The 23,500-nt window shown below is 70.5% G+C and carries 25 protein-coding genes; 13 read left to right on the forward strand and 12 right to left on the reverse strand.

Annotated features, from left to right (window positions below; all coding sequences use genetic code 11):
* The first annotated feature begins 3 nt into the window (after nucleotides 1–3).
* The 11 genes from ABZT49_RS33960 (at nucleotide 4) to ugpA (ending at nucleotide 12,006) form a co-directional block, all read left to right on the forward strand.
* A complete protein-coding gene (locus ABZT49_RS33960) occupies nucleotides 4–1,140 on the forward strand; it encodes a M20 family metallopeptidase (RefSeq protein WP_355293069.1) in 1,137 nt (378 codons plus the stop codon).
* Nucleotides 1,141–1,370: 230 nt separating this feature from the next.
* Entirely contained in the window at nucleotides 1,371–1,958 is a 588-nt protein-coding gene (locus tag ABZT49_RS33965) for an NUDIX hydrolase (RefSeq protein ID WP_355292988.1), read from the forward strand.
* Between the two features lie 92 nt (nucleotides 1,959–2,050).
* On the forward strand, nucleotides 2,051–2,602 hold the full coding sequence (locus ABZT49_RS33970) for a Uma2 family endonuclease (RefSeq protein ID WP_355292990.1): 552 nt from the start codon (nucleotides 2,051–2,053) through the stop codon (nucleotides 2,600–2,602).
* A 68-nt stretch (nucleotides 2,603–2,670) separates the two neighbouring features.
* The gene (locus tag ABZT49_RS33975) at nucleotides 2,671–3,666 is read left to right on the forward strand and encodes an adenosine kinase (RefSeq protein ID WP_355292992.1); all 996 of its coding nucleotides are present in this window, start codon (nucleotides 2,671–2,673) and stop codon (nucleotides 3,664–3,666) included.
* 106 nt (nucleotides 3,667–3,772) lie between these two features.
* Nucleotides 3,773–4,615 (forward strand): sn-glycerol-3-phosphate ABC transporter permease UgpE, encoded by an 843-nt coding sequence (gene ugpE / locus ABZT49_RS33980; protein WP_355292994.1) that lies wholly within the window; start codon nucleotides 3,773–3,775, stop codon nucleotides 4,613–4,615.
* Nucleotides 4,616–4,643: 28 nt separating this feature from the next.
* Nucleotides 4,644–5,696, forward strand: coding sequence for a sn-glycerol-3-phosphate import ATP-binding protein UgpC (locus ABZT49_RS33985; RefSeq protein ID WP_355292995.1), 1,053 nt, complete (start codon nucleotides 4,644–4,646; stop codon nucleotides 5,694–5,696).
* 127 nt (nucleotides 5,697–5,823) lie between these two features.
* A complete protein-coding gene (locus ABZT49_RS33990) occupies nucleotides 5,824–6,996 on the forward strand; it encodes a CaiB/BaiF CoA-transferase family protein (RefSeq protein WP_355292997.1) in 1,173 nt (390 codons plus the stop codon).
* Nucleotides 6,997–7,089: 93 nt separating this feature from the next.
* Nucleotides 7,090–7,608, forward strand: a complete 519-nt coding sequence (locus tag ABZT49_RS33995) for a coiled-coil domain-containing protein (RefSeq protein WP_355292999.1) — start codon at nucleotides 7,090–7,092, stop codon at nucleotides 7,606–7,608.
* A gap of 118 nt (nucleotides 7,609–7,726) precedes the next feature.
* On the forward strand, nucleotides 7,727–9,403 hold the full coding sequence (locus tag ABZT49_RS34000) for a thiamine pyrophosphate-binding protein (protein ID WP_355293001.1): 1,677 nt from the start codon (nucleotides 7,727–7,729) through the stop codon (nucleotides 9,401–9,403).
* 255 nt (nucleotides 9,404–9,658) lie between these two features.
* Nucleotides 9,659–10,975: a sn-glycerol-3-phosphate ABC transporter substrate-binding protein UgpB gene (gene ugpB / locus ABZT49_RS34005; protein WP_355293003.1), complete on the forward strand. Its 1,317-nt coding sequence runs from the start codon at nucleotides 9,659–9,661 to the stop codon at nucleotides 10,973–10,975.
* Between the two features lie 146 nt (nucleotides 10,976–11,121).
* On the forward strand, nucleotides 11,122–12,006 hold the full coding sequence (gene ugpA, locus ABZT49_RS34010; RefSeq protein ID WP_355293005.1) for a sn-glycerol-3-phosphate ABC transporter permease UgpA: 885 nt from the start codon (nucleotides 11,122–11,124) through the stop codon (nucleotides 12,004–12,006).
* Nucleotides 12,007–12,253: 247 nt separating this feature from the next.
* Here the strand turns inward: ugpA and ABZT49_RS34015 are convergent, their stop codons facing one another.
* From ABZT49_RS34015 to ABZT49_RS34030, 4 genes are all read right to left on the reverse strand, one after another.
* A complete protein-coding gene (locus tag ABZT49_RS34015; protein WP_355293007.1) occupies nucleotides 12,254–12,580 on the reverse strand; it encodes a hypothetical protein in 327 nt (108 codons plus the stop codon).
* Nucleotides 12,577–12,813 (reverse strand): hypothetical protein, encoded by a 237-nt coding sequence (locus ABZT49_RS34020; protein ID WP_355293008.1) that lies wholly within the window; start codon nucleotides 12,811–12,813, stop codon nucleotides 12,577–12,579. The genes ABZT49_RS34015 and ABZT49_RS34020 overlap by 4 nt, the downstream gene beginning before the upstream one ends.
* An 11-nt stretch (nucleotides 12,814–12,824) precedes the next feature.
* Nucleotides 12,825–13,487: an acyl-homoserine-lactone synthase gene (locus ABZT49_RS34025; RefSeq protein WP_355293010.1), complete on the reverse strand. Its 663-nt coding sequence runs from the start codon at nucleotides 13,485–13,487 to the stop codon at nucleotides 12,825–12,827.
* A 217-nt stretch (nucleotides 13,488–13,704) separates the two neighbouring features.
* Nucleotides 13,705–14,481: a LuxR family transcriptional regulator gene (locus ABZT49_RS34030; protein WP_355293012.1), complete on the reverse strand. Its 777-nt coding sequence runs from the start codon at nucleotides 14,479–14,481 to the stop codon at nucleotides 13,705–13,707.
* A gap of 198 nt (nucleotides 14,482–14,679) precedes the next feature.
* Here ABZT49_RS34030 and purS point away from each other — a divergent pair, with 198 nt between their 5' ends.
* Together purS and purQ are read left to right on the forward strand one after the other, a co-directional pair.
* The gene (gene purS / locus ABZT49_RS34035) at nucleotides 14,680–14,922 is read left to right on the forward strand and encodes a phosphoribosylformylglycinamidine synthase subunit PurS (RefSeq protein WP_048449910.1); all 243 of its coding nucleotides are present in this window, start codon (nucleotides 14,680–14,682) and stop codon (nucleotides 14,920–14,922) included.
* Nucleotides 14,919–15,605, forward strand: a complete 687-nt coding sequence (gene purQ, locus ABZT49_RS34040; RefSeq protein WP_355293014.1) for a phosphoribosylformylglycinamidine synthase subunit PurQ — start codon at nucleotides 14,919–14,921, stop codon at nucleotides 15,603–15,605. Before purS ends, purQ begins: the two co-directional genes overlap by 4 nt.
* Nucleotides 15,606–15,677: 72 nt before the next feature.
* Here the strand turns inward: purQ and ABZT49_RS34045 are convergent, their stop codons facing one another.
* The 8 genes from ABZT49_RS34045 to gap all read right to left on the reverse strand — a co-directional run bounded on the left by ABZT49_RS34045 (nucleotide 15,678) and on the right by gap (nucleotide 23,343).
* Entirely contained in the window at nucleotides 15,678–16,223 is a 546-nt protein-coding gene (locus tag ABZT49_RS34045; RefSeq protein WP_048431909.1) for an adenine phosphoribosyltransferase, read from the reverse strand.
* Between the two features lie 75 nt (nucleotides 16,224–16,298).
* Nucleotides 16,299–17,093, reverse strand: a complete 795-nt coding sequence (locus ABZT49_RS34050; protein WP_355293016.1) for an inositol monophosphatase family protein — start codon at nucleotides 17,091–17,093, stop codon at nucleotides 16,299–16,301.
* Between the two features lie 244 nt (nucleotides 17,094–17,337).
* Nucleotides 17,338–18,444 carry a tetratricopeptide repeat protein gene (locus tag ABZT49_RS34055; protein WP_355293018.1) on the reverse strand — a complete coding sequence of 369 codons (1,107 nt, stop codon included), beginning with the start codon at nucleotides 18,442–18,444 and terminating at the stop codon, nucleotides 17,338–17,340.
* 2 nt (nucleotides 18,445–18,446) lie between these two features.
* A complete protein-coding gene (locus ABZT49_RS34060; protein WP_355293020.1) occupies nucleotides 18,447–19,151 on the reverse strand; it encodes a thiamine phosphate synthase in 705 nt (234 codons plus the stop codon).
* A gap of 166 nt (nucleotides 19,152–19,317) precedes the next feature.
* The gene (fba, locus tag ABZT49_RS34065; RefSeq protein WP_355293022.1) at nucleotides 19,318–20,403 is read right to left on the reverse strand and encodes a class II fructose-bisphosphate aldolase; all 1,086 of its coding nucleotides are present in this window, start codon (nucleotides 20,401–20,403) and stop codon (nucleotides 19,318–19,320) included.
* 87 nt (nucleotides 20,404–20,490) lie between these two features.
* Nucleotides 20,491–21,693, reverse strand: coding sequence for a phosphoglycerate kinase (locus tag ABZT49_RS34070; RefSeq protein WP_355293023.1), 1,203 nt, complete (start codon nucleotides 21,691–21,693; stop codon nucleotides 20,491–20,493).
* A 44-nt stretch (nucleotides 21,694–21,737) separates the two neighbouring features.
* Nucleotides 21,738–22,223 (reverse strand): hypothetical protein, encoded by a 486-nt coding sequence (locus ABZT49_RS34075; RefSeq protein ID WP_355293025.1) that lies wholly within the window; start codon nucleotides 22,221–22,223, stop codon nucleotides 21,738–21,740.
* A 112-nt stretch (nucleotides 22,224–22,335) separates the two neighbouring features.
* Nucleotides 22,336–23,343 carry a type I glyceraldehyde-3-phosphate dehydrogenase gene (gene gap, locus ABZT49_RS34080; RefSeq protein WP_093568149.1) on the reverse strand — a complete coding sequence of 336 codons (1,008 nt, stop codon included), beginning with the start codon at nucleotides 23,341–23,343 and terminating at the stop codon, nucleotides 22,336–22,338.
* Nucleotides 23,344–23,500 lie beyond the last annotated feature (157 nt).

Raw genomic sequence — 23,500 nt, forward strand, 5'->3', positions numbered from 1 at the left:
CCGATGACCCCCTCCCCCCTGCCCGCCGACGTCTCGCCCGAGCGCGCGGTCGCGGCCATCTCGCGCTGGCTGGCGGTGGAGAGCCCGACGGAGTCGACGGACGGCGTCAACCGGATGATGGACCTCGTCGCCGACGAGGCCGCCTCCCTGAGCCTGACCGCCGAGCGGGTGCCGGGCCGAGACGGCTTCGGCGACAACCTGATCCTGCGGGCCGGCCCGCGGACGGCCGAGCCCGGCATCCTGGTCCTGTCCCACCTCGACACCGTGCATCCGATCGGCACGCTCGCCAACGATCTGCCGGTGCGGGTCGAGGGCGACCGGCTCTACGGCCCCGGCGTCTACGACATGAAGGGCGGCGCCTGGCTGGCGCTCCAGGCCTTCGCGGCGGCCGCCCGCGGGGGTAAGGCGCAGCGCCCCCTTATCTTCCTGTTCTCCAGCGACGAGGAGACCGGCTCGCAATCGACCCGCGGGCTGATCGAGGATCTGGGGCGGACGAGCGCTGCGGTGCTGGTGACCGAGCCCGGCCGCGACGGCGGCAAGGTGGTGACCGGGCGCAAGGGGGTCGGCCGCTTCGACGTCCACGTCGAGGGTCGTCCCTCGCATGCCGGCACCCGCCACGCCGACGGCCGCAACGCGATCCGGGAGGCCGCCCGGCTGATCCTGGAGATCGAGGGGCTGACCGATTATGCCCGCGGCGTCACCACGACGGTCGGGATCATCGCCGGCGGCACCGCCGAGAACGTGGTGCCGCAGCATTGCCGCTTCGCCGTCGACCTGCGGGTCGTCACGGCGGCCGATGGCGAGGACTACGCGAGCCGGATCCTCGGGCTCTCCGCGACCGAAGATTTTCGCGTGACGGTGACCGGCGGCATGAACCGGCCGCCCTACGCGTCGGAGGCCGGCGCCGCCCTCTACGCCCATGCCCGGGCGCTGGCGCGGGATGAGCTCGGCTTCGACCTCGGCGAGGTGCCGCTCACCGGCGGCGGCTCGGACGGCAACTTCACGGCGGCGCTCGGCATCCCGACCCTCGACGGCCTCGGCATCGACGGCGACGGGGCGCACACGCTGCAGGAATACGGCCTGATCTCCTCGATCGCCCCGCGGATGCGGCTGATGCAGCGGCTGCTCGAGACGCTGTGATCGGCGGGCCCCTCGACCTCCCGCTCGCGACCTCATCCTGAGGTGCCCACGAAGTGGGCCTCGAAGGAGGGCTCCAGAAGTCTCTGCGAGTCCTGGAGCCCTCCTTCGAGGCTCCTTTCAGTCGCACCTCAGGATGAGGTCGCGGGTGGGATAAGCACGAGACTAGCTTGAGCCGAAAATGGCGGTGACGCCGAGCCCGACGGCCGGGCGCCGCGCATGACGAGGGCCCGATGACCGACCGCACCAACCCCTGGGTGACGCTCTCGCGCGAGCGGCGCTACGAGGACCGCTACCTTGGGCTCGACCTCGACCAGCTGCGCCACGAATCCGGCCGCGAGCACCCCCACGTCGCCCTGCGCTTCAAGGTGTACGGCGTCGCGGTGCTGCCGGTCGATCCCGCCGGCCGGGTCAGCCTGATCGGCCAGTACCGCTACGTGCTCGACCGCTTCACCTGGGAATTGCCCCGCGGCTCCGGCCCGGTCGCCGACGATGCCCTGGCCACCGCCCGGCGCGAACTGGCGGAGGAGACCGGCGACGAGGCGGAATCCTGGCTCGAGCTGCTGCGCCTCGACGCCTCGCCGGGTATCTCGAGCGAGCGGGTGCCGGCCTTCGTCGCCTGGAACCTGAAGCGCGGCCCGGCCCATCCGGACCCGCAGGAGAGCCTGCGGATGCGCCGCCTGCCCTTCGCCGAGGCGGTGGGCGAGGCGCTGTCGGGCGCGATCACCGACGGGCCGAGCGTGGCGCTGCTCCTGTGCCTGGCCGAGCGGGCCCGGCGGGGGGAGTTGCCGGAGGATCTGCTGGCGCTGCTGCGGGTGTAAGGGCTGGATCGGGATGGGAGATCCCGGCGGCAGGGCCGGGGCAGCATGCTAGGATGCCGGCAGCAGGAACGCCCGCGGACAGGTTCAGCACGATGATGCCGCTCCCGCCGGCCCACATGAGCGTCGACGAGTACCTGGCCTGGAGCGAGGACAATCCCGGACGCTACGAACTCGTGCAGGGCGAGGTCTACGCGATGGCGCCGGAGCGGGTGTTGCACGCGCGAACCAAAGGTACGGTCTATGACGCACTCCGGTGTGCCATCCGTGCGGCAGCTCTGCCGTGCCGACCGATGCCGAACGGCATGACCGTCCGCATCGACACCCACACCGCCTACGAGCCGGACGCCCTGGTCTATTGCGGTCCCCGGATCGATCCCGACGCGGTCGAGGTGACGAGCCCGATCGTCGTCGTCGAGGTCTCGTCGCCCAGCACCCGCCGCACCGACGCGAGCGAGAAGCTGACCGGCTACTTCCGGGTGCCGAGCATCCACCATTATCTGATGGTCGATCCCGAGCGCCGCACCGTAATCCATCACCGCCGGGCCGGAGACGGGATCGAGAGCACCTTCGTGCAGGACGGCACCCTCGTCCTCGACCCGCCGGGCCTCGAACTCCCCGTAGGCTCGCTGTTCGAGGAGCCCTGAGGCCGCGGCTTGACCCTCCCGGCGGCGAATGCGACAGGCGGCCCAACATCTTGCGCACGGGCCCCTGCATGACCGCCTCCCTCGACCTCCTCGTCCTCGGCAACGCCATCGTCGACGTGATGGCCCGCACCGACGAGGCCTTCCTGGTGCGCGAGGGCGTGCACAAGGGCGCGATGCAGCTCATCGACGAGGCGCGGGCCGAGCACCTGTTTCAGGTGATGGGTCCGGCCACGATCATCTCGGGCGGCTCGGGCGCCAACACGGCCGTCGGCGCGGCCGTCCTCGGGGCGCGGGCGGGCTTCATCGGCAAGGTGCGCGACGACGAGCTCGGCCGCCTCTTCGCCCACGACCTCAAGGCGACGGGCGTGTCGTTCGGCGTCGCCCCGGCCACCGAGGGCCCGGCCACCGCCCGCTGCTTCGTGCTGGTGACGCCGGACGGCGAGCGCACCATGAACACCTATCTCGGCGCCTGCCAGGGCCTCTCCGCGGCGGATGTCGACGAGGAGACGGTGAAGAGCGCTGCCTACGTCTACCTCGAGGGCTACCTGTGGGACCCGCCGGCCGCCAAGGAGGCGTTCCGGAAGGCCGCCAAGATCGCCCACGGCGCCGGCAACAAGGTCGCGCTGACTTTGTCGGACGCGTTCTGCGTCGACCGCTACCGCGACGAGTTCCTCGGGCTGATCCGCGACGGCAGCCTCGACATCCTGTTCGCCAACATCCACGAGCTGAAGAGCCTGTACCAGACCTCGGATGCCGACACGGCGCTGGCGGCCCTGCGCCAGGAGACGGGACTGCTCGGCGTCGTCACCCGCTCCGAGGAGGGCGCCCTGGTGGTGTCGGGTGACGAGACCCGATCCGTGCCAGCCTCGCCGGTGCGCGAGGTGGTCGACACCACCGGCGCCGGCGACCTGTTCGCGGCGGGCTTCCTCGCCGGCCTCGCCCGCGGCCTCGACCACGCCGATTGCGCCCGCCTCGGCGCGGTCGCGGCGGCGGAGGTCATCTCCCATCTCGGCGCCCGGCCGCAAGGAGACCTCAAGGCGCTGGCGCAGCAGGCGGGCCTGTAAAACCCCCGCTTTCGTCAGAGCTTGACCGGTGCTAGGAGCGTCGCATGCCCGTCATGCCGATCCGGCACCGGAACGAGAAGAAACCATCCGCCAGGGAGCGGCCCCGTTGGTCGAGAACCGCCGCTTCGGCAACCTGATCCCGCACCTCGTGCTCTGCCTCGGGGTCGGCATCGTCGTCTTCCCGGTCTATCTGGCGCTGATCGGCTCGACCCACGACGCCGCCACCATCGCCAACGGCCAGATGCCGCTCTGGCCCGGCGGACACGGCTTCGAGACTTATCGGCGCGCGCTGACCGAATCCGGCATGGCCGGCGCGCCGGTCGGGCTGATGCTCCTGAACAGCACGATCATGGCGCTCGCCATCGCGCTGGGGAAGATCTCCATCTCGCTGCTCTCGGCCTACGCGCTGATCTACTTCAAGTTTCCGTTCCGGCAGACCGCGTTCTGGGCGATCTTCGTCACCCTGATGCTGCCGGTCGAGGTGCGGATCTACCCGACCTACAAGGTCGCGGCCGACCTCCAGCTCCTCGACACCTATGCGGGCCTTGCGCTCCCGCTGATCGCCTCGGCGACCGCGACGCTGCTGTTTCGCCAGTTCTTCCTCACGGTGCCGAACGAGCTCGTCGAGGCCTCCCGCATCGACGGGGCCGGGCCGGTGCGGTTCTTCCTCGACACCCTGCTGCCGCTCTCGCGTACCACGATGGCGGCCCTGTTCGTGATCCAGTTCCTGTACGGCTGGAACCAGTATCTCTGGCCGCTCCTCGTCACCACCCGCGACGACATGCAGACGGTGGTGATCGGCCTGCGCAAGATGACCTCGATCACCGACCAGCTCACCGAGTGGCAGATCGTCATGGCGACCGCCGTATTGGCGATGCTGCCGCCGGTCGTGGTGGTGTTCGCGATGCAGAAATTGTTCGTGCGCGGCCTGGTGGAGACCGAGAAGTGACCTCTTTCCGCACGATCGGATCGCCCTGATGGCCGGCCTCGCCCTCGACAACTTGCGCAAGACCTATTCCGGCGGCGTCGACGCGGTGCGCGGCGTCTCGCTCGACGTGCCGGACGGCGCCTTCTGCGTCCTCGTCGGCCCGTCGGGCTGCGGCAAATCCACGGTCCTGCGGATGATCGCCGGCCTCGAGACCGTGACCTCGGGGGCGATCACCATCGGCGGCCGCAAGGTCAACGACGTCGAGCCCGCGGACCGCGACATCGCGATGGTGTTCCAGAACTACGCGCTCTATCCGCACATGCGCGTCTACGACAACCTCGCCTACGGGTTGCGCAACCGCGGTACCCCGAAGCCGGAGATCGAGACCCGGGTGAAGGAGGCGGCGCGGCTGCTGGGCCTCGACGCCATGCTGACGCGCTACCCGCGCCAGCTCTCGGGCGGCCAGCGCCAGCGCGTCGCCATGGGGCGGGCGATCGTGCGCAAGCCCCAGGTCTTCCTGTTCGACGAGCCGCTGTCGAATCTCGACGCCAAGCTCAGGGTGCAGATGCGGGTCGAGATCCGCCGCCTCCAGCGCCAGCTCGGCGTCACCACGGTCTACGTCACCCACGACCAGGTCGAGGCGATGACCATGGCCGACCGGTTGGTGGTGATGAACGGAGGCCAGATCGAGCAGGTCGGCACGCCGATCGAGATCTACCGCCGTCCGGCCACCCGCTACGTCGCGACCTTCATGGGCTCGCCGCCGATGAACATCCTGACGGCCGAAGCGGTGGCCGGGGGCGTGCGGATCGACGGCGCGGTGATCCCCGTCACCGGGATCGCCCCCGGCACGGCGGTCGAGGCCGGCATCCGGCCCGAGGACCTGCGGATCGCCGAGGACGGCCTGCCGTTCCGGATCGCCTTCGTGGAGGAGCTCGGCGCCACCCGCCTGCTGCACGGCCCGCTCGCCGGGACCGACGTGGCCGTGCAGGTGCCGGCGGGCTCGGCGCCCCAGGAGGGCGACACGGTGCGCCTCGCGATCGACCCGGCCGCCCTGCACCTGTTCGATCCCGCCAGCGGAAGGCGGCTGGCGCAGGGCTGATCGGAGGCGGGCGGGCTTTCCCGCTCCCTCGGCCGCGTCGTATGCAAGCGGGACGGGATTTCCGGTCGAGGAAGTCCGACGGCGCCATCCCGCGAACGGGAGGCGCATGACGGGAGGCATCGTTTCCGTGCACAAACCGCTCGCCGGCATCAAGGTGCTCGAACTCGCCCGCATCCTGGCAGGGCCCTGGATCGGCCAGCTCCTGGCGGATCTCGGCGCCGACGTGGTCAAGGTCGAGCGGCCGGTCGTCGGCGACGACACCCGCACCTGGGGCCCGCCCTTCGTCGAGGGCGCCGAGGGCGAGACGCTCTCGGCCTCGTATTTCCACTCGACGAATCGGGGCAAGCGCTCGGTCGCGGCCGATTTCGAGACCGCCGAGGGCCAGGCGATCGTCCGCAAGCTCGCCGCCCATGCCGACGTGGTGATCGAGAACTTCAAGGTCGGGGGGCTGAAGAAGTACGGGCTCGACCACGAATCGTTGAGCGCCCTCAACCCGCGGCTCATCACCTGCTCGGTCACCGGCTTCGGCCAGGACGGCCCCTATGCGCCGCGGGCCGGCTACGACTTCATGATCCAGGGCCTCGGCGGGATCATGTCGCTCACCGGCGAGCCGGCGGGCGAGCCGGTCAAGACCGCGGTCGCCTTCGCGGACGTGTTCACCGGGGTCTACGGCACCGTCGCGATCCTCGCCGCGATCCAGGGCCGGCACGCGACCGGCAAGGGCTGCCACATCGACATGGCGCTCCTCGACACCCAGGTCTCGGTGCTCGGCAACCAGGCCCTGGTCTACTTGGTGTCGGGACTGATGCCGCCGCGGATGGGCAACGAGCACACCAGCATCGTCCCCTACCAGGTCTTCCCGACCGCGGACGGCCACATCATCGTCGCCTGCGGCAATGACGGGCAGTTCCAGAAGTTCTGCACCGTGCTCGGCACCACGTGGCACCTCGACCCGGACTATTCCACCAATCCCGGCCGGGTCACGCGGCGCGAGGTGCTGATCCCGCTCATCGCGGCCGAGACGCGGCGTCACGCCAAGGCGGATCTGCTGGCACGGCTCGGCGCCGTCAACGTCCCCTCCGGCCCGATCAACGACCTCGCCGAGGTGTTTTCAGATCCGCAGGTGCTGCATCGCGGCCTGCGCGTCGATCTGCCCGATCCGCGGGCGAAGGGCGGCACGATCCCGAGCGTGCGCTCGCCGATCGTCATCGACGGCGTGCCGATGGCGGCGGAGACCGCCTCGCCGCAGGTGGGGGATCATACAGCGAGCGTGCTGGCGGATCCGGCCTGGGGTGGGTGAGGGGCATCTTCGGCGTCGGCGGCGCGAGCCAAGGCCGGCGCAGACTGCTATGTTGGTTGGTACGAGCCTCCCGGAAGATAGCTGAACCGCGATATGACCGCGATTGCGTTCGATACGCTCAAGTTCGCCCGCACGTTGCGAGATCGGGCGAAGATGCCGCCAGAGCAGGCCGAGGGTCTGGCTGATGCCCTGGTCGAGGCGATCCAGGGCGACATTCCGACGAAGGCAGACCTGAAGAGCGTCGAGGCGAGCATCGACGCGCTGAAGGTTGGCACGAAGTCGGATATTGAAGGCGTCAAGGCGAGCGTCGAAGCGCTGAGGGCCAACACAAGGGCCGATTTCGATACCGTCAAGGCGAGCGTCGAGGCGCTGCGGGCCAACACGAGGGCCGATTTCGACACCGTCAAGGCGAGCATCGATGCGTTGAGGGTTAGCGCGAAGGCCGACGTCGATGCCGTCAGGGCAAGTTCACGAGAATCTGAAATGCGCCTTGAGGCGCGCATCGAGGCGGCCAAGACCGAGACCATCAAATGGGTTGTGGGACTGATCGGCTTTCAGATCCTCGCGGTCATTGGATCGGTGATCGCGCTGGCGCGGATTCTCAAGCCGTGACGCACAGGCCGAACCGGGTCTTGCGCGCAGCGTCGGTACGAGGCTGGCTGCGCCCGAGTACCTCGGGACGTAAGCCTGAAAAGCGCGCAAGAAGATTATACGACAGAGGACCAGCCCCATGACCGACGCCCCCCGCCCCCGCACCGGCGGGCAGATCCTGGTGGACCAGCTCGCCCGCCACGGCGTCGGCGACATCTTCTGCGTGCCGGGCGAGAGCTACCTCGCAGTGCTCGACGCGCTGCACGACGCGCAGATCCGCCTCACGGTCTGCCGGCAGGAGGGCGGCGCCGCGATGATGGCGGAGGCGCACGGCAAGCTGACGGGCAAACCCGGCATCTGCTTCGTCACCCGCGGCCCCGGCGCCACCAACGCGGCGCCTGGCCTGCACATCGCCCGGCAGGATTCGACCCCGATGATCCTGTTCGTCGGCCAGATCGAGCGGGCGGCGCGCGAGCGCGAGGCGTTCCAGGAGCTCGACTATCGGGCGGTGTTCGGCACCATCGCCAAATGGGTGACCGAGATCGACAGCGCCGACCGGCTGCCCGAGCTGATCGCCCGCGCCTTCCACGTCGCCACCGCCGGCCGGCCCGGCCCGGTGGTGATCGCTTTGCCCGAGGACATGCTGACCGAGACCGCGAGCGTGCCGGACGCGCCCGCCTTCCGGCCGGTCGAGACCCATCCGGCGCTGGCCCAGATGGTCGAGCTCCAGAATTTCCTGGGGAAGGCCGAGAAGCCGTTCGCGATCCTCGGCGGCAGCCGCTGGTCGGAGCAGGCCGTGCGGCGCTTCGCCCGCTTCGCCGACCTGTTCTCGCTCCCCGTCGCCTGCTCGTTCCGGCGCCAGGGCATGATCCCGGCCGATCACCGCTGCTATGCCGGCGATCTCGGCCTCGGCGTCAACCCGAAGCTGCTCGCCCGGATCAAGGAGGCCGACCTTCTGCTCCTCGTCGGCGGCCGGCTGTCGGAGATCCCGTCGCAGGGCTACACGCTCCTCGACATTCCAGGGCCCCGCCAGACGCTCGTCCACGTCCACCCGGATCCGGAGGAGCTGGGGCGGGTCTACAGCCCGGCGCTCGCGATCAACGCGAGTCCCACCGCCTTCGCGGCAGCGATCGAGACGGTGCAGCCGCCCCGCGCCCTGCCCTGGGCCGCCGGCACCGAGGCGCTGCACGCCGATTACCTGGCCTGGAGCGACCCGACCCGGATCACCACGCCCGGCACCCTGCAGTTCGGCGGCGTGATGGCGCATCTGCGCGAGACGCTGCCGGCGGACGCGATCCTGTGCAACGGGGCCGGCAACTTCGCCACCTGGGTCCACCGCTTCTGGCCGTTCCGGGCCCATGACGGCCAGCTTGCGCCCACCTCGGGCTCGATGGGCTACGGCGTGCCCGCGGCCATCGGCGCCAAGCGGCTCCTGCCGGAACGCACCGTGGTGGCGGTGTCGGGCGACGGCGACTTCCTGATGAACGGCCAGGACTTCGCCACCGCGGTCCAGTACGACCTGCCGGTCATCATCATCCTGGTCGATAACGGGATGTACGGCACGATCCGGATGCATCAGGAGCGGGAATATCCCGGCCGCGTCTCCGGCACCGCCCTGCGCAATCCCGATTTCGCCGCCTACGCCAAGGCCTTCGGCGGCTACGGCGAGCGGGTAGAGCGAACGGAAGATTTTCCGGCGGCGCTCGCGCGGGCGATCGCATCCGGCCTGCCGGCGATCCTGCACTGCCCGATCGATCCCGAGGCGATCACCCCGACGACGACCATCCAGGCCCTGCGCAACAGGCCGCGGCCGTAGCAGCGATACCCTCCCTGTCATCCCGGGTTCTCGGATGCGCCGAGCCCTGGGATGACCTGGAGGGTCTGCATTCTGTCAGTGAGATTGAACAGCGGCTCACGACCTCCCTTGCCCACCCGGCAAGGCTGTGCTTAGCCAGCTACTAACAAGCGCCCGCCGCCGAGACGGTGCGGGCCGCGTACCCCCCGGCGCTCCTGTCGTCGGAGTGTCACGCGGGCCCCGCATGAGGGGCCGCACACGAGGAGAGGACACCCGATGGCCCCCACCACGACCATCCGCATCGCGCTCGCCGGCCTCGGCCTGGCCGCCGCCACCCCGGCGCTCGCCGTGACCGAGCTGCAATGGTGGCACGCGATGACGGGCGCCAACAACGACGCGGTCAACCGCCTCGCCGAGGAGTTCAATTCTTCGCAGAGCGACTACAAGGTGGTGCCGACCTACAAGGGCAATTACGGCGAGACGCTGAATGCCGGCATCGCCGCCTTCCGCGCCGGCACAGCGCCGCACATCATGCAGGTGTTCGAGGTCGGCACCGCCACGATGATGTCGGCCAAGGGCGCGGTGAAGCCGGTCTACCAGCTGATGAAGGATGCCGGCGAGCCGTTCGACGCGAATGCCTACCTGCCGGCGATCACCGGCTACTACTCGACGACCAAGGGCGAGATGCTCTCGTTCCCGTTCAACTCGTCGTCGATGGTGATGTGGGCCAACCTCGACGCCCTGAAGGCGATCGGCCTCTCCGAGCCGCCGAAGACCTGGCCGGAGCTGTTTGCCGCGGCCAAGAAGCTGACGCAGAACGGTTTCCCGAATTGCGGCTTCTCGACCACCTGGGTCACCTGGCTCAACATCGAGCAGCTCTCGGCCTGGCACAACGTTCCGGTGGCCACCAAGGCCAACGGCATGGACGGCCTCGACACCACGCTCGAGATCAACGGCCCGCTCCAGGTCAAGCACCTGACCAACCTGGCCGAGGCGCAGAAGGACAAGTCCTTCGACTATTCCGGCCGCTACGACAGCGGCTTCGGCCGCTTCACCGCCGGCGAGTGCCCGATCATGTTCGGGTCGTCCGGCTCCTACGGCAACGTCAAGGGCGCGGCGAAATTCGCCTGGGCCTCGGCGCCGATGCCCTACTATCCCGACGTGCCGGGCGCGCCGCAGAACAGCATCATCGGTGGCGCCTCGCTGTGGGTGATGGGCGGCAAGAAGCCCGACGAGTACAAGGGCGTGGCGAAGTTCTTCAGCTTCCTGTCCGACACCGACCGGCAGGCGAAGCTGCACCAGACCACCGGCTACATGCCGATCACCAAGGCCGCCTACGAGAAGTCCAAGGCGGACGGCTTCTACGCCAAGAACCCGGCGCTCGAAGTGCCGATCAAGGAACTGACCAACAAGCCGCCGACCGAGAATTCCCGCGGCCTGCGTCTCGGCAACCTGCCGCAGATGCGCGACATGTGGGCCGAGGAGCTCGAGGCGACGCTCGCCGGCAAGAAGACCGCGAAGCAGGCCCTCGACGAGGCGGCGACCCGCGGCAACGCGATGCTGCGCCAGTTCGAGAAGCAGGCCGGACGCTGATCATATCGGCGAACGCCGGAGAGTGATACGCTTTCCGGAAGCTTCCTTCCGGAAAGCGTATCACGAGCCCGCGCGGCGCCTGAGCGAAGCCGATTTCCGCATCGCGAAGCGATCAATCGGAAATCGTATGAGCGGATCCTGAATCGATGAGTCCCGAGCGCATCACCTTCGGAGGCCGGCTGCTGCCGGCGGCGCTGATCGCGCCGCAGCTCCTGATCGTCGGCCTGTTCTTCTACTGGCCGGCGGTGCAGGCGGTCTGGCAGTCGTTCCAGATGCAGGACGCGTTCGGGCTCTCGACCGAGTTCGTCTGGTTCGAGAACTACCGGACCCTGTTCACGGATCCGGCCTATTACCAGGCCCTCGTCACCACGCTGGTCTTCGCGGCGGCGGTGGCGGGGCTCTCGCTCGGCTTCGCGCTCCTGCTCGCCACGATGGCGGACCGGGAGATCCGCGGTTCGGGGATCTACCGGACCCTCCTGATCTGGCCCTACGCGGTGGCGCCGGCGGTGGCCGGCGTGCTGTTCGGCTTCCTGTTCCAGCCCGGCCTCGGGCTGATCGCCCGCGGCCTCAACCAGATCGGCATCCCGTGGAACCCTCTGCTCGACGGGAACCACGCGATGATCCTGGTGGTGATGGCGGCGGCGTGGAAGCAGGTCTCCTACAACTTCCTGTTCTTCCTCGCCGGGCTCCAGGCGATCCCCCGCAGCGTGATCGAGGCGGCGGCGATCGACGGTGCCGGGCCGGCGCGGCGGTTCTGGACCGTCGTCTTCCCGCTGCTCTCGCCGACCACGTTCTTCCTGATGGTGGTGAACGTCGTCTACGCCTTCTGCGAGACGTTCGGCGTCATCGACGTGCTCACCCATGGCGGCCCGGGCCGGGCGACCCAGACCCTGGTCTACAAGGTCTACCAGGACGGCCGCATCGGCGCCGATCTCGGCGGCTCGGCGGCGCAGTCGGTGGTGTTGATGGCGATCGTGATCGGACTCACGGCGATCCAGTTCCGCTACGTCGAGAAGCGGGTGGCGTACTGAACGCGTAGGGCCGAGCCCTCCCCCTCTGCGGGCGAGGGTGGCGAGCGGAGCGAGCGCAGCCGGACGAAGTCCCGCCGAGAGGGGAGCGCGACGCTGATCCAAGTGGCGCTCTTCAGAACGCTTCAGGTCTATCCGGAACCGTGGTTCCCCTCTCCCGCCCCACTCCGTGGGGCACCCTCCCCCGCAGAGGGGGGAGGGGTTCTCCAGCGTCCCATCCGGTGAGGCGAGAGAGCCGGCACCCCGCCGCTCAGGACGGGATCGTCCGGTCGGCCTCGCCCTCCTCGCCGAAGCCGAGCTCGTCGAACACCGCCGCGGCCGCGCGGATCATCGCCTGCACGGAGGGCAGGTCGCGGATGTCCGGGCTCGCGGTGCGCTGCAGGTCGAGGATGCCGGCGGCGAGGCGCAGGGCCTGGATCTCGGCCCGGGCAGCCTGGGACAGGCCGGGAGACGACAGGGGAGCGGGGAAAGCGGTCGCCATCGTGGTGCGTGCCTGATCGGGTTCGAAGCGGGTCTCGGGACGGGTCGGCCCGCGGCGGGGGCGGGACCGGGCGGAAGGGGATGCGCCGAGGGTCATGACCACTGCTCCTCCGCAGACGCCGTCGCGTCGGTGGGGGGATAGGTCCGGCCCACGTGCCAGAGCGCGAGCCGGATCAGGTCGAGGGCGACCGGATCCTCGCACTCCGCGGCGTGCCGGAAGGCCTCGATCAGGTGCTCGGCCAAGCGGTCGGCGGGAGCGGACGGGCGGGCCGGCGGCCGCACGCTGCGCAGGTTCGGGGCGGAGAGGCGGGTGTCGTCGTGACGCGGCATCGCTGGCGACCTCACGCTGTCAGGCCGCGCCCGGGCCGGGCCCGGTCCGGCGGGATCGAGGGGCGGGACCGGGCCAGGACGGGGGCGTCGACGCCGTAGGCGGCCCGGGTCGCCCGCAGCGCCTCCTCGGTCATCGCGATCGTGACGGCGCAGAGCGAGACGCCGGCAGAGATGGCAGGGAGGCCGAGGGGCCGCGGATTCCAGCCGATCTCCGCCATCTGGGGGATCCAGTAGGTCTCGATGACGAGGTTGAGGCGCGGAATGCCCTGCTCGAGGCAGTGCTCGATCATGCCCGCCGCCACCACCCCCGCCGCCCGCGACAGCGGCCGGTCCTCGCGGAAGCGCGCGGAGGCGAAGAACCGGGTGCATTCCCAGGTTCCGGGCCCGCGCTCGAAGCCGCGGATGTCGGCGAGAGACGGAAAGATCTCGCTCAGGAGCGTCGGCGCGTCGGAGGGCAGCAGCCGCGTGCCGGCCGCCACCTGCCCGTCCTCGTCGATGGCGAGCAGGTAGCGCGTGGCCTCGCCGTCGAACCGGTCGCGCCCGGCAGCGTCGACGGCGCGCAAGGTACGGCAGCCGCTCTCCTCGGCGGCGGCCCGCCGCAGGGCGTGGTGCTGCGCCAGCGCGTCCGCGTAGGCGCCACGGCTCGCCCGGTCGATGACGTGGAGGCGGATCATGCGCTGACGTCCCTCGGTCCGGCCCCATAAGGCCAGAGGAGGACACGCTCCGGTATCCCCGAAAACCGGTAGGGCCGGTGCGACTTTGGCGACGCGTCACGAGGCGTCGCGCAGGCGTGCCGTGCTGAGGCTGCCCGCGCGGGCTCCCTGTTCCGGGCTTCCTATGCGACGTCTTGGGCTGCTGCGACGTCTTGGGCTGCCCGGCAGGATCCGCGGATCAGAGCACGATCTCGCGCAGGCGCAGGGCCTCGATCACCGTGTGGGTGGTGTTGCGGGTGCCGATCTTGCTGCGGGCGTTGCGCAGGTGGGTGGATACGGTCTCGACTGAGACGCCGAGGAGGTCGGCGGTCTCCTCGCGGGTGCGCCCCTGCGCGGCGAAGGCCAGGACATCCCGCTCGCGGGCGCTCAGGAGACGGCCGGCCGGCGGCTTGGAGCCGGCCGACGGCTTTGGGCCGACCAACATCTTGGGCTGACGGGCCGTGGTGCGGGTGGCGGCCGACCAGGCGTAGAGCCCGAGCAGGTGGATGGCGCGGCGCACCCGCGGCGTCATCTCGACCCGCTCGCCGGCGAGCGAGATGCCGCCCTGGAACCCGCCGGCATCGTGGACCGGCACGCAATAGCCCGCGCCCATACCGTGCTCGCGCGCCTCCTCCATCACCCGGCGGGCCTGGGGGGCGGCGTCCGGCGCGTGAGGCACCTCGCTCCAGGCGAAGGGCTCGGTGGTGCGCAGGCAGTGATGCACCACCGGGTCGTGGCGGTAATGGCCGACCCGGTCGTAATGCGACAGCCAGCCCTCGGGCCAGACGCTGAGCAGAAGGTTGGGGCCGATCCGCTCGCCCGGCTGCGGCAGCCGGGTGATCGCGAAGTAGGAGAAACCACAGCGGGCGACGAGATCGAAGATCGATTTCTGCACGTCGAGCGGGTCCGACAGCCCGTCCAGGCCGTCGATCAGGTCGAATGATTGACGAATGAACGCGTCATCGGCGTCCGACATGACCCACCCCTGAACCCCGCGCCGCCCTCGCGCGACGCGGCCCCGCCCGGTTGCGATACCCGCCAGCACAGCCAGTATTAGAATCCCGCCAGCAAAGATCAATGCGACCCGCGCGACCGCCGCGAGCGGCGTTGCCTCAGGGCGCGTTCCGCACTATCGGGAGCGGCAAGAAGCCCTCCGCTGCCGAAGGTCTGGCCGATGAAAGCGCGCGTCACCGTCACCCTGAAGACCGGCGTCCTCGACCCCCAGGGCAAGGCGATCGAGGGGGCGCTGCGCTCGCTCGGGATCACCGGCATCGCCGGCGTGCGCCAGGGCAAGTTCTTCGAGGTCGAGGTCGAGGCCGCCGACGAGGCGGCCGCCGAGGCCACCGTGAAGGCGGCCTGCGACCGGCTGCTCGCCAACACCGTGGTCGAGAACTACCGCGTCGAGATCGCCCGATGAAGGCCGCGATCGTCGTCTTCCCGGGCTCGAACCGCGACGCCGACGTCGCCCGGGCCCTGCGCCTCGCCGGCGCCGAGGTGGCCTCGGTCTGGCACACCGAGACCGAATTGCCCGCCGGCACCGACCTCGCGGTCCTGCCCGGCGGCTTCTCCTACGGCGACTACCTGCGCTGCGGCGCCATCGCGGGCCGGGCGCATGCCATGGACGCGGTGCGGGCCCACGCCGCCCGCGGCGGCCTGGTGCTCGGCATCTGCAACGGCTTCCAGATCCTGTGCGAGTCCGGCCTGCTGCCGGGCGTGCTGATGCGCAACGTCAACCGCCGCTTCATCTGCCACCGGCAGACCCTGCGGGTCGAGCGCACCGACACCGCCTTCACCCGGGCCTATGCACAACATCAGGTGATCGACGTCTGCGTCGCCCACGGCGAGGGCAACTATTTCGCCGATCCCGAGACGCTGGCGCGGATCGAAGGCGAGGGCCGGGTGGCGTTCCGCTACTGCGACGAGGCCGGCCAGCTCACGGTCGAGGCCAACCGCAACGGCTCGCTCAATTCGATCGCCGGCATCTATTCCGAGGCCCGCAACGTACTCGGGCTGATGCCGCACCCGGAGAATTTCGTGGAAGGCCTCGTCGGCGGCACCGACGGGCGCGGGCTGTTCGAGAGCCTGGCCAAGGCAGCCTGAACAAGGCGGCCTGAGCGGCATCACCTGGGATGGAGTGCGAAGGGCGGGCCGAAAGGCCCGCCTTTCTCGCGTTCAGTGCCCCTCGAACTCGATCAGGGTGCGCACCGGCAGGTCGAGGGCGCGCAGGCGGTCGGCGCCGCCGAGTTCCGGTAGGTCGATGACGAAGCAGGCCGCCACCACCTCGGCGCCGATCCGCCGCAACAGCTCGACCGCCGCGGTGGCGGTGCCGCCGGTGGCGATCAGGTCGTCGACCAGGATCACCCGGTCGCCGGGCTTCACCGCGTCGGAATGGATCTCCATCTCGTCGGTGCCGTATTCGAGGGCGTAGGCGATCGAGACCGTGGTGTGGGGCAGCTTGCCCTTCTTGCGGATCGGCACGAAGCCCGAGGAGAGCTGGTGGGCGATCGCGCCGCCGAGGATGAAGCCCCGCGCCTCGATGCCGGCGACCTGGTCGATCCGGCCGCCCGCGAAGGGATGCACCAGTTCGTCCACAGCGCGCCGGAAGGCACGGGCATCGCCGAGCAGGGTGGTGATGTCGCGAAACACGATGCCGGGCTTCGGATAGTCCGGGATCGAGCGGATCGCGTCCTTGAGGGCGGACAGGGTGCGCGGGTCCATGGCGTGCCTTCGGGTTCGGAATTCTGGACGGGACGGAGCCCCGGACCGGTCGGGCACCGGTCCGGGCGGGCGCGGTCAGCCGCCGACCTTGCGCAGGATCGCGACCAGCTCGCGCTGCAACACCTCGTTGCCGCAGGCGACCGAGCCGGCCTTCATCGGGTCGGCGCCGCCGTCGGCGCTGCTGGCGAAGCCGCCGGCCTCGCGCACCAGGAGCAGGCCGGCCGCCATGTCCCAGGTCTTGATGTCGCGTTCCCAGTAGATGTCCGCCCGGCCGCAGGCCACGGCGGCGAGGTCGAGGGCGGCCGAGCCGGTCTGGCGCACGCCGCCGGTCACCGCCATCACCGCGGCGAGCTCCTTGAGCAGGCGCGGATGGCTGCCACGGCCGAGATAGGGCGAGCCATAGAGCGCCAGGCTGTCGGCGAGGTCCTGCCGGCCGGCGACCCGCAGGCGCTTGTTGTTGAGGAATGCGCCCTTGCCGCGCTCGGCGATGTAGAGCTCGTCCTTGATCGGCTCGTAGATCACCGCGGCGACGATCGTGCCCTCGCGCTCGAGGCCGACCGAGATGCAGAAATGCGGCACGCCGTGCAGGAAGTTGGTGGTGCCGTCGAGGGGATCGACGTGCCAGGTATGGGTCTTGTCCTGGCCCTCGATGATCCCGCTCTCCTCCATCACGAGGCCGTAGCCCGGCCGCGCCTTCATCAGGGCCTCGCGCAAGGTGGCCTCGGCCTTGCGGTCGGCGGCGCTGACGAAGTCGCCCGGCCCTTTGCGCGAGACCTGCAGGTTCTCGATCTCGCCGAAGTCGCGCTTGAGCCCGCGCGCCGCCTTGCGCACGGCGTCGACCATCACGGTCATCAGGGGGGAGACGATCATCGGGCGGCGGCTCCCGGAATGCGGGTCGGGGTCATGGGACGATCCTTCGAGGGCGGGCCGATACGCCCGCGCGAGATGAACGTGAGGAGAGGCGCGCACCCGCATCCGCGCGGGGCGCCTCGCTGGTGATTGGCTCTAGAGCATCAACCCGAGGCGAGGAAACCACTTTTCGGGTGACGCAGCCTTGCGCGGGCTCTGTGCGGCTTGGTCAAGTCGAGTGCCGATTGCGATTCGGGGATCCCGTTCAGGGCCCCGCCCGGTCCGCCGCCAGCCGCTCCGCCCGTGCTTTCTCCTCGGGCGTGAGCCCGGACACCGCCTGGGTCAGCCATGCATCCGTCAGCCCCTGCGCCCGGGCGGCCATGTCCCAGGCGGCGGCCTCGACGAGGTTTTTTTGCACGCCGCGGCCGCTGGCGTAGAGGCGGGCGACGCGGTTCTGCGCCACCGCGTTGCCCCGGAAGGCGGCGTGACGGAAGTAGCGGGCGGCGCGGGTCTCGTCCTTCGGCACGCCCTCGCCGTTGAACAGCAGGATCGAGAACTCGACCTCGCCGGCGAGGTCGCCGTTGTCGGCGGCGCGGCGGAACCAGCCGGCGGCCTTGGTGGTGTCCTTCGCCACGCCGCGGCCCTGGAGGTAGAGCACGCCGAGGGCGTGCTGGGCCGGGGCCAGTTCCTGGTGGGCAGCCTGGCGCAGGAGCTCGATCGCGCGGGTCAGGTCGGCGGGCACGCCGCTGCCGAGCAGGATCAGGGCCAGATTGTAGCTCGCGGTGGCGTCGGCCCGGGCGGCGGCCTTCTCCAGCAGGGCGCGGCCGGCGGCCTGGTCCTTCGGCGCGCCCCGGCCCTCGATCTGCATCATGCCGAGGGTCGCGGCGGCGTGGGGATCGCCGAGATTGGCCGCGAGGCGGTACCACTCGGCGGCCCGCGCCGGATCCTGGCGCACGCCGAGGCCCTGGCTGTAGAGTTCCGCCAGCAGGGTCATGGCGGGAAAGTCGGTCTTGTTCTTCTCCAGCCGCTTCGTCGCCTCGCGGAACGCCGTGACGTAGAAGCCGCGCTGGTAGGCGCCGTAGGCGAGGTCGGCATTCGGGTCGTTCGACGGCACGGGCGGTAGCGTGGCGGCGCCCGGCAGGGTCGTGGACTTGGAGGTCCCGAACGTATTGGGCTTGGCCCCGAAGGGGTCAGATTTGGTCCCGAAGGCATTGGGGGAGCTGAAGCCGGGCGCGGCAGCACCCGGCGGGGTGACGGCGGGTTCGGTCGTGGACGGGACGGAGCGGGAGGCGGCCGGCCCGGCCGCGAGGCTCGCCAGTCCCGATCCCAACGTCCCGAAGAGCGCCAGCGTCGCGAGGCGGGAACGGCGCATCCTCACCCCTCCCCGCCCGCCGGGCGGTTCAGGATGTGCGCCTGTGCCGCGGCGACCGCAGCCTCGCCCCCCTCCCCGGCCCAGAGCGCGGAATCGAGGCCGATGAACTCGGCTCCCGTCGCCACGAGGTCGGGCACGGACGCGAGATCGCGGGCGAGCGCGATGCAGGGCGTCTCGAAGATCTCGACCCACCAGGCCAGTCGCGCCACGAGGTCGTCGATGGGAAGCCCGGGATCGTCGCCGAACAGGATGTAGTCCGCGCCCGCCTCGCCGGCCTGCATCGCGGCGTGCTTGCTGCGGATGCCGCCGACGCCGAGGATGCGGCCGTCCCGCAGGCGCTCGCGCAGGGCGTGCAGCGGCCCCTTGCCCGCATCCTCCTCCTCGTCGTCCCCCTCGGATTCCGCCTCCGCCGGGGCCGCCTCGGCCTCGGCCGCCGGGACGTGAACGCCGTCGGCGCCGCTGCGCGAGGCCACGGTGGCGAGATCGATGCCCCCACCGCCGGCGAGCACGAGCGCCGCGCCGGCCTCCTGCACCGCCGGGGCGACCGCCTTGACGGCGTTGACGAGCGCCCGCTCGTCGCCCGGGGGCAGGCGCAGGATCACCGCGGCGACGTCGCCGGCCGCGACCGCGCGGGCGAGGCGGTCCCTGAGGTCCGGGCCGGCCTCGGGGGCGGTGAGGAGGATCAGGCGGGTCTGGGGATCGGCCATCGGGATCGTCGAGCCTTCGGGGCGAACAGGCCAGGGATGACAAGGCCAGGGGATGACAAGCCAGGGGCGAGAAACGCACGGGGCGGACGGCCCCTCGGCCGCCCGCCCTGGTGCATCGCGAGTGGGGCGGCGATGCGGCGCGGGCCGCATCGCCGGCGCCGGGAGGTTACTCGGCGGCGGCCTTCGACGGGGCGAAGGACGGGTCGAGCTTGCCGGCGGCGTAGCGCTTGGCCATCTCGGACAGGGCGATCGGACGGATCTTGCCGGCGTGGCCGGCCGTGCCGAACTCCTCGAAGCGCTGCTTGCACAGCTTCGTCATCGCGTCCATGGCGGGCTTCAGGTACTTGCGCGGGTCGAACTCGGCCTTGTTCTCCTGCAGGATCTTGCGGATCTGGCCGGTCATCGCCATCCGGTTGTCGGTGTCGATGTTGATCTTGCGCACGCCGTGCTTGATGCCGCGCTGGATCTCCTCCACCGGCACGCCCCAGGTCGGCTTCATCTCGCCGCCATACTGGTTGATGATGTCCTGCAGGTCCTGCGGGACCGACGAGGAGCCGTGCATCACCAGGTGGGTGTTGGGCAGGCGGCGGTGGATCTCCTCGATCACGTTCATCGCCAGCACCGCGCCGTCGGGCTTGCGGGTGAACTTGTAGGCGCCGTGCGAGGTGCCCATCGCGACCGCGAGCGCGTCGACCTTGGTCGCGGCGACGAACTTCTCGGCTTCCGCCGGGTCGGTCAGGAGCTGGTCGTGCGACAGGACGCCTTCGGCGCCGTGGCCGTCCTCGGCCTCGCCCTCACCGCTCTCCAGCGAGCCGAGCACGCCGAGCTCGCCCTCGACCGAGCAGCCGGCCCAGTGCGCCATCTCGGTCACCTTGCGGGTGATCTCGACGTTGTAGTTGTAGTCCGCCGGGGTCTTGCCGTCGGCCTTGAGCGACCCGTCCATCATCACCGAGGTGAAGCCGTACTGGATCGCGGTGGCGCAGGTCGCCTCGTTGTTCCCGTGATCCAGGTGCATGCAGACCGGGATGTGGGGATAGATCTCGACGAGGCCGTCGATCAGCTTGGCCAGCACGACGTCGTTGGCATAGGCGCGGGCGCCGCGGCTCGCCTGCAGGATCACCGGCGAGTCGGTGGCGTCGGCCGCCGCCATGATGGCGAGGCCCTGTTCCATGTTGTTGATGTTGAAGGCCGGCACCCCGTAGCCGTGCTCGGCGGCGTGGTCGAGAAGCTGCCTGAGCGTGATGCGCGCCATATCCGTATCCTCCGAGATCGTCAGTGTTGCCGCATTATAGCGGACGGGCCGGCCGGCGTCCTACGCCAGCCGACCTGAACGGAACCCTCAAGCTTTCCGGCGCAGCGCGTCGACGCCCGGCAGCGGCTTGCCCTCGAGCCATTCGAGGAAGGCGCCGCCGGCGGTCGAGATGTAGGTGAAGTCCTCCGACACGCCGGCATGGTTGAGCGCCGCCACCGTGTCGCCGCCGCCCGCCACCGAGACGAGCTTGCCGGCCTTGGTGCGCGCCGCAGCATGACGGGCGGCCGCCACCGTGCCCTGGTCGAAGGGCGCGATCTCGAAGGCGCCCACGGGTCCGTTCCACACCAGGGTCTTGGCGTCGTCGATCGCTGCGGCAATCCGGTCGACCGACAGGCCCCCGATGTCGAGGATCATGCCGTTCTCCGGGATCGCGTCGACCCCGTAGGTATGGTGGGGGGCACCGGCCTTGAACTCCTCGGCCACCACGCCGTCGACCGGCAGGATGATGGCGCAGTTCTTTTCCCGCGCCGCCTCGATGATGGCTTGCGCGGTGCCGGCGAGGTCGCGCTCGCACAGCGACTTGCCGACGCCGAGGCCGGCGGCGTGCAGGAAGGTGTTGGCCATGCCGCCGCCGATCACCAGGGCGTCGACCTTGGCGACGAGGTTCTTGAGGAGGTCGATCTTGGTCGAGACCTTCGAGCCGCCGACGATCGCCACCACCGGCCGGGCCGGGGCCTCGAGGCCCTTGGTCAGCGCGTCGAGCTCGGCTTGCATCAGGCGCCCGGCATAGGCCGGCAGCACGTGGGCGAGGCCTTCCGTCGAGGCGTGCGCCCGGTGGGCGGCGGAGAAGGCCTCGTTGACGTAGACGTCGCCGTTGGCGGCCAGCGCCTTCACGAAGGCGGCGTCGTTCTTCTCCTCGCCGGCGTGGAAGCGGGTGTTCTCCAGCATCAGGACGTCGCCGTCCTTGAGCACCGCGATCGCCGACGCGGCTGTCTCGCCGACGCAATCCTCCGCGAAGGCGACCGGGCGGCCGAGCTCTTTCGCGGTGGCCTCGGCGATCGGGCGCAGTGACTCGGCGGCGACCGGCTTGCCCTTCGGGCGGCCGAAATGCGCCAGCAGCACCACCTTGGCGCCGGCCTCGGACAGCTCGTTGAGGGTCGGCAGCACGCGCAGGATGCGGGTGGCGTCGGTGACGCGGCCCTGGTCCATCGGCACGTTGAAGTCGACGCGGACGAGGACGCGCTTGCCCTTCAAGTCGCCGGCATCGTCGAGGGTACGGAAACGGGTCATCGGCGGGGGCACCTTGTCGGGAGAGGGGAGAAGCGCTGTCGGGATCAGCGCAGCGGAATCAGGCCCTGGAGGTTGAGGCGCTGCGCGACCAGGGTCAGCGCCACCGTCAGGACTGCCGTGACGACGGCCGTGACGATCAGGGCGCCGGCGCCCGGCAGGCGGCGGGTGCGCTCAGCGATCGCCCGGACCTCGTTGCGGAGCGCCGCGAGATCGGCCTGGCGGGCGGCCTCGTTCATGCGGGCGCCGGCCTCCTCGACCCGGTCCTCGACGCGGGCGAGCAGAGCCTCGGAGCGGGCGTACTTGTCCTCGATCCGCGAGGCCTTGTCCTCGATGCGGGCGAGCTGGTCGGCGACGCCGGCGGGCAGCGCGACCGCCGGTGCGGTCGCAGGCATCGGCGCAACCTGCGTCGGCGAAACGTGTGCCGGAACGGCGGGGGCCGCCCCCTGCTGCGCCGGGGTCGGAACCGGCCCCTGGAGCAGGGCGGTGTCGGCGGCGTTCGCGGGGCGGGTGGAGGGCGCGGCGTCGGTCATCGGCGGATCCTCGGGGGCGAATCCTTCAAGGGCAGAGCGGGCGGCCCCGCGGCGGGGCCGCCCGAAAACGAAGGTCGGCCCCTGTGAGGGCCGGCCCGTCGCGTCCGCCGCGTCAGATCAGCTTCGCCATCGCGATGGCGGTGTCGGCCATGCGGTTCGAGAAGCCCCACTCGTTGTCGTACCAGGTCAGCACGCGCACGAAGGTGCCGTCCATGACCTTGGTCTGGTCGATGTGGAAGGTCGACGAGTGGGGATCGTGGTTGAAGTCGATCGAGACGTTCGGGGCCTCGGTGAAGCCGAGCACGCCCTTGAGCGGGCCGTTGGCGGCGGCCTTGATCGCCTCGTTGATCTCGGCGACCGAAGTGGCGCGCTTGGAGTTGAACTTGAAGTCGACGACCGAGACGTTCGGGGTCGGCACGCGGATCGAGGTGCCATCGAGGCGGCCGTTCAGCTCCGGCAGCACCAGGCCGACGGCCTTGGCGGCGCCGGTCGTGGTCGGGATCATCGACAGGGCCGCGGCGCGGGCCCGGTAGAGGTCCTTGTGCATCTGGTCCAGCGACGGCTGGTCGTTGGTGTAGGAGTGGATCGTGGTCATGAAGCCGCGCTCGATGCCGACGGCGTCGTTGAGCACCTTGGCGACCGGGGCGAGGCAGTTGGTGGTGCACGAGGCGTTGGAGACCACGAGGTGGTCGGCCGTCAGCTTGTCGTGGTTCACGCCGTAGACGACCGTGAGGTCGGCGCCGTCGGCGGGGGCCGAGACGAGGACGCGCTTGGCGCCGGCGTCGAGGTGCAGCTTCGCCTTGTCCTTCGAGGTGAAGATGCCGGTGCATTCCATCGCGATGTCGACGCCGAGCTCGCGGTGGGGCAGCTCGGCCGGGTTCTTGATCGCGGTGACGCGGATGCGCTGGCCGTCGACCACGATGTGGTCGCCCTCGACCGAGACGGTACCGGGGAACTTGCCGTGGACCGAATCGAAGCGCAGCAGGTGGGCGTTGGTCTCGACCGGGCCGAGATCGTTGATGGCCACGACCTCGATGTCGGTGCGGCCGGCTTCCTTGATGGCGCGCAGTACGTTGCGGCCGATGCGTCCGAAGCCGTTGATGGCGACCTTGACCGTCATGTGTTCTCTCCCGTGGGGTTGGCGTGGCGGAGGGTGTGGGGGCCGAGAGGCCCCGCAGCGGACCGGGCGGCGCGGCGGGCGCGGCGCGTGTCGACGCTGAGGAAGAAGGGCCGGCGCTCGCCGGAATGGCCCGCTGCGCCGCCCGTGGTCCCGGACA

Source organism: Methylobacterium sp. EM32 (assembly GCF_040593685.1).
Lineage (GTDB): Bacteria > Pseudomonadota > Alphaproteobacteria > Rhizobiales > Beijerinckiaceae > Methylobacterium.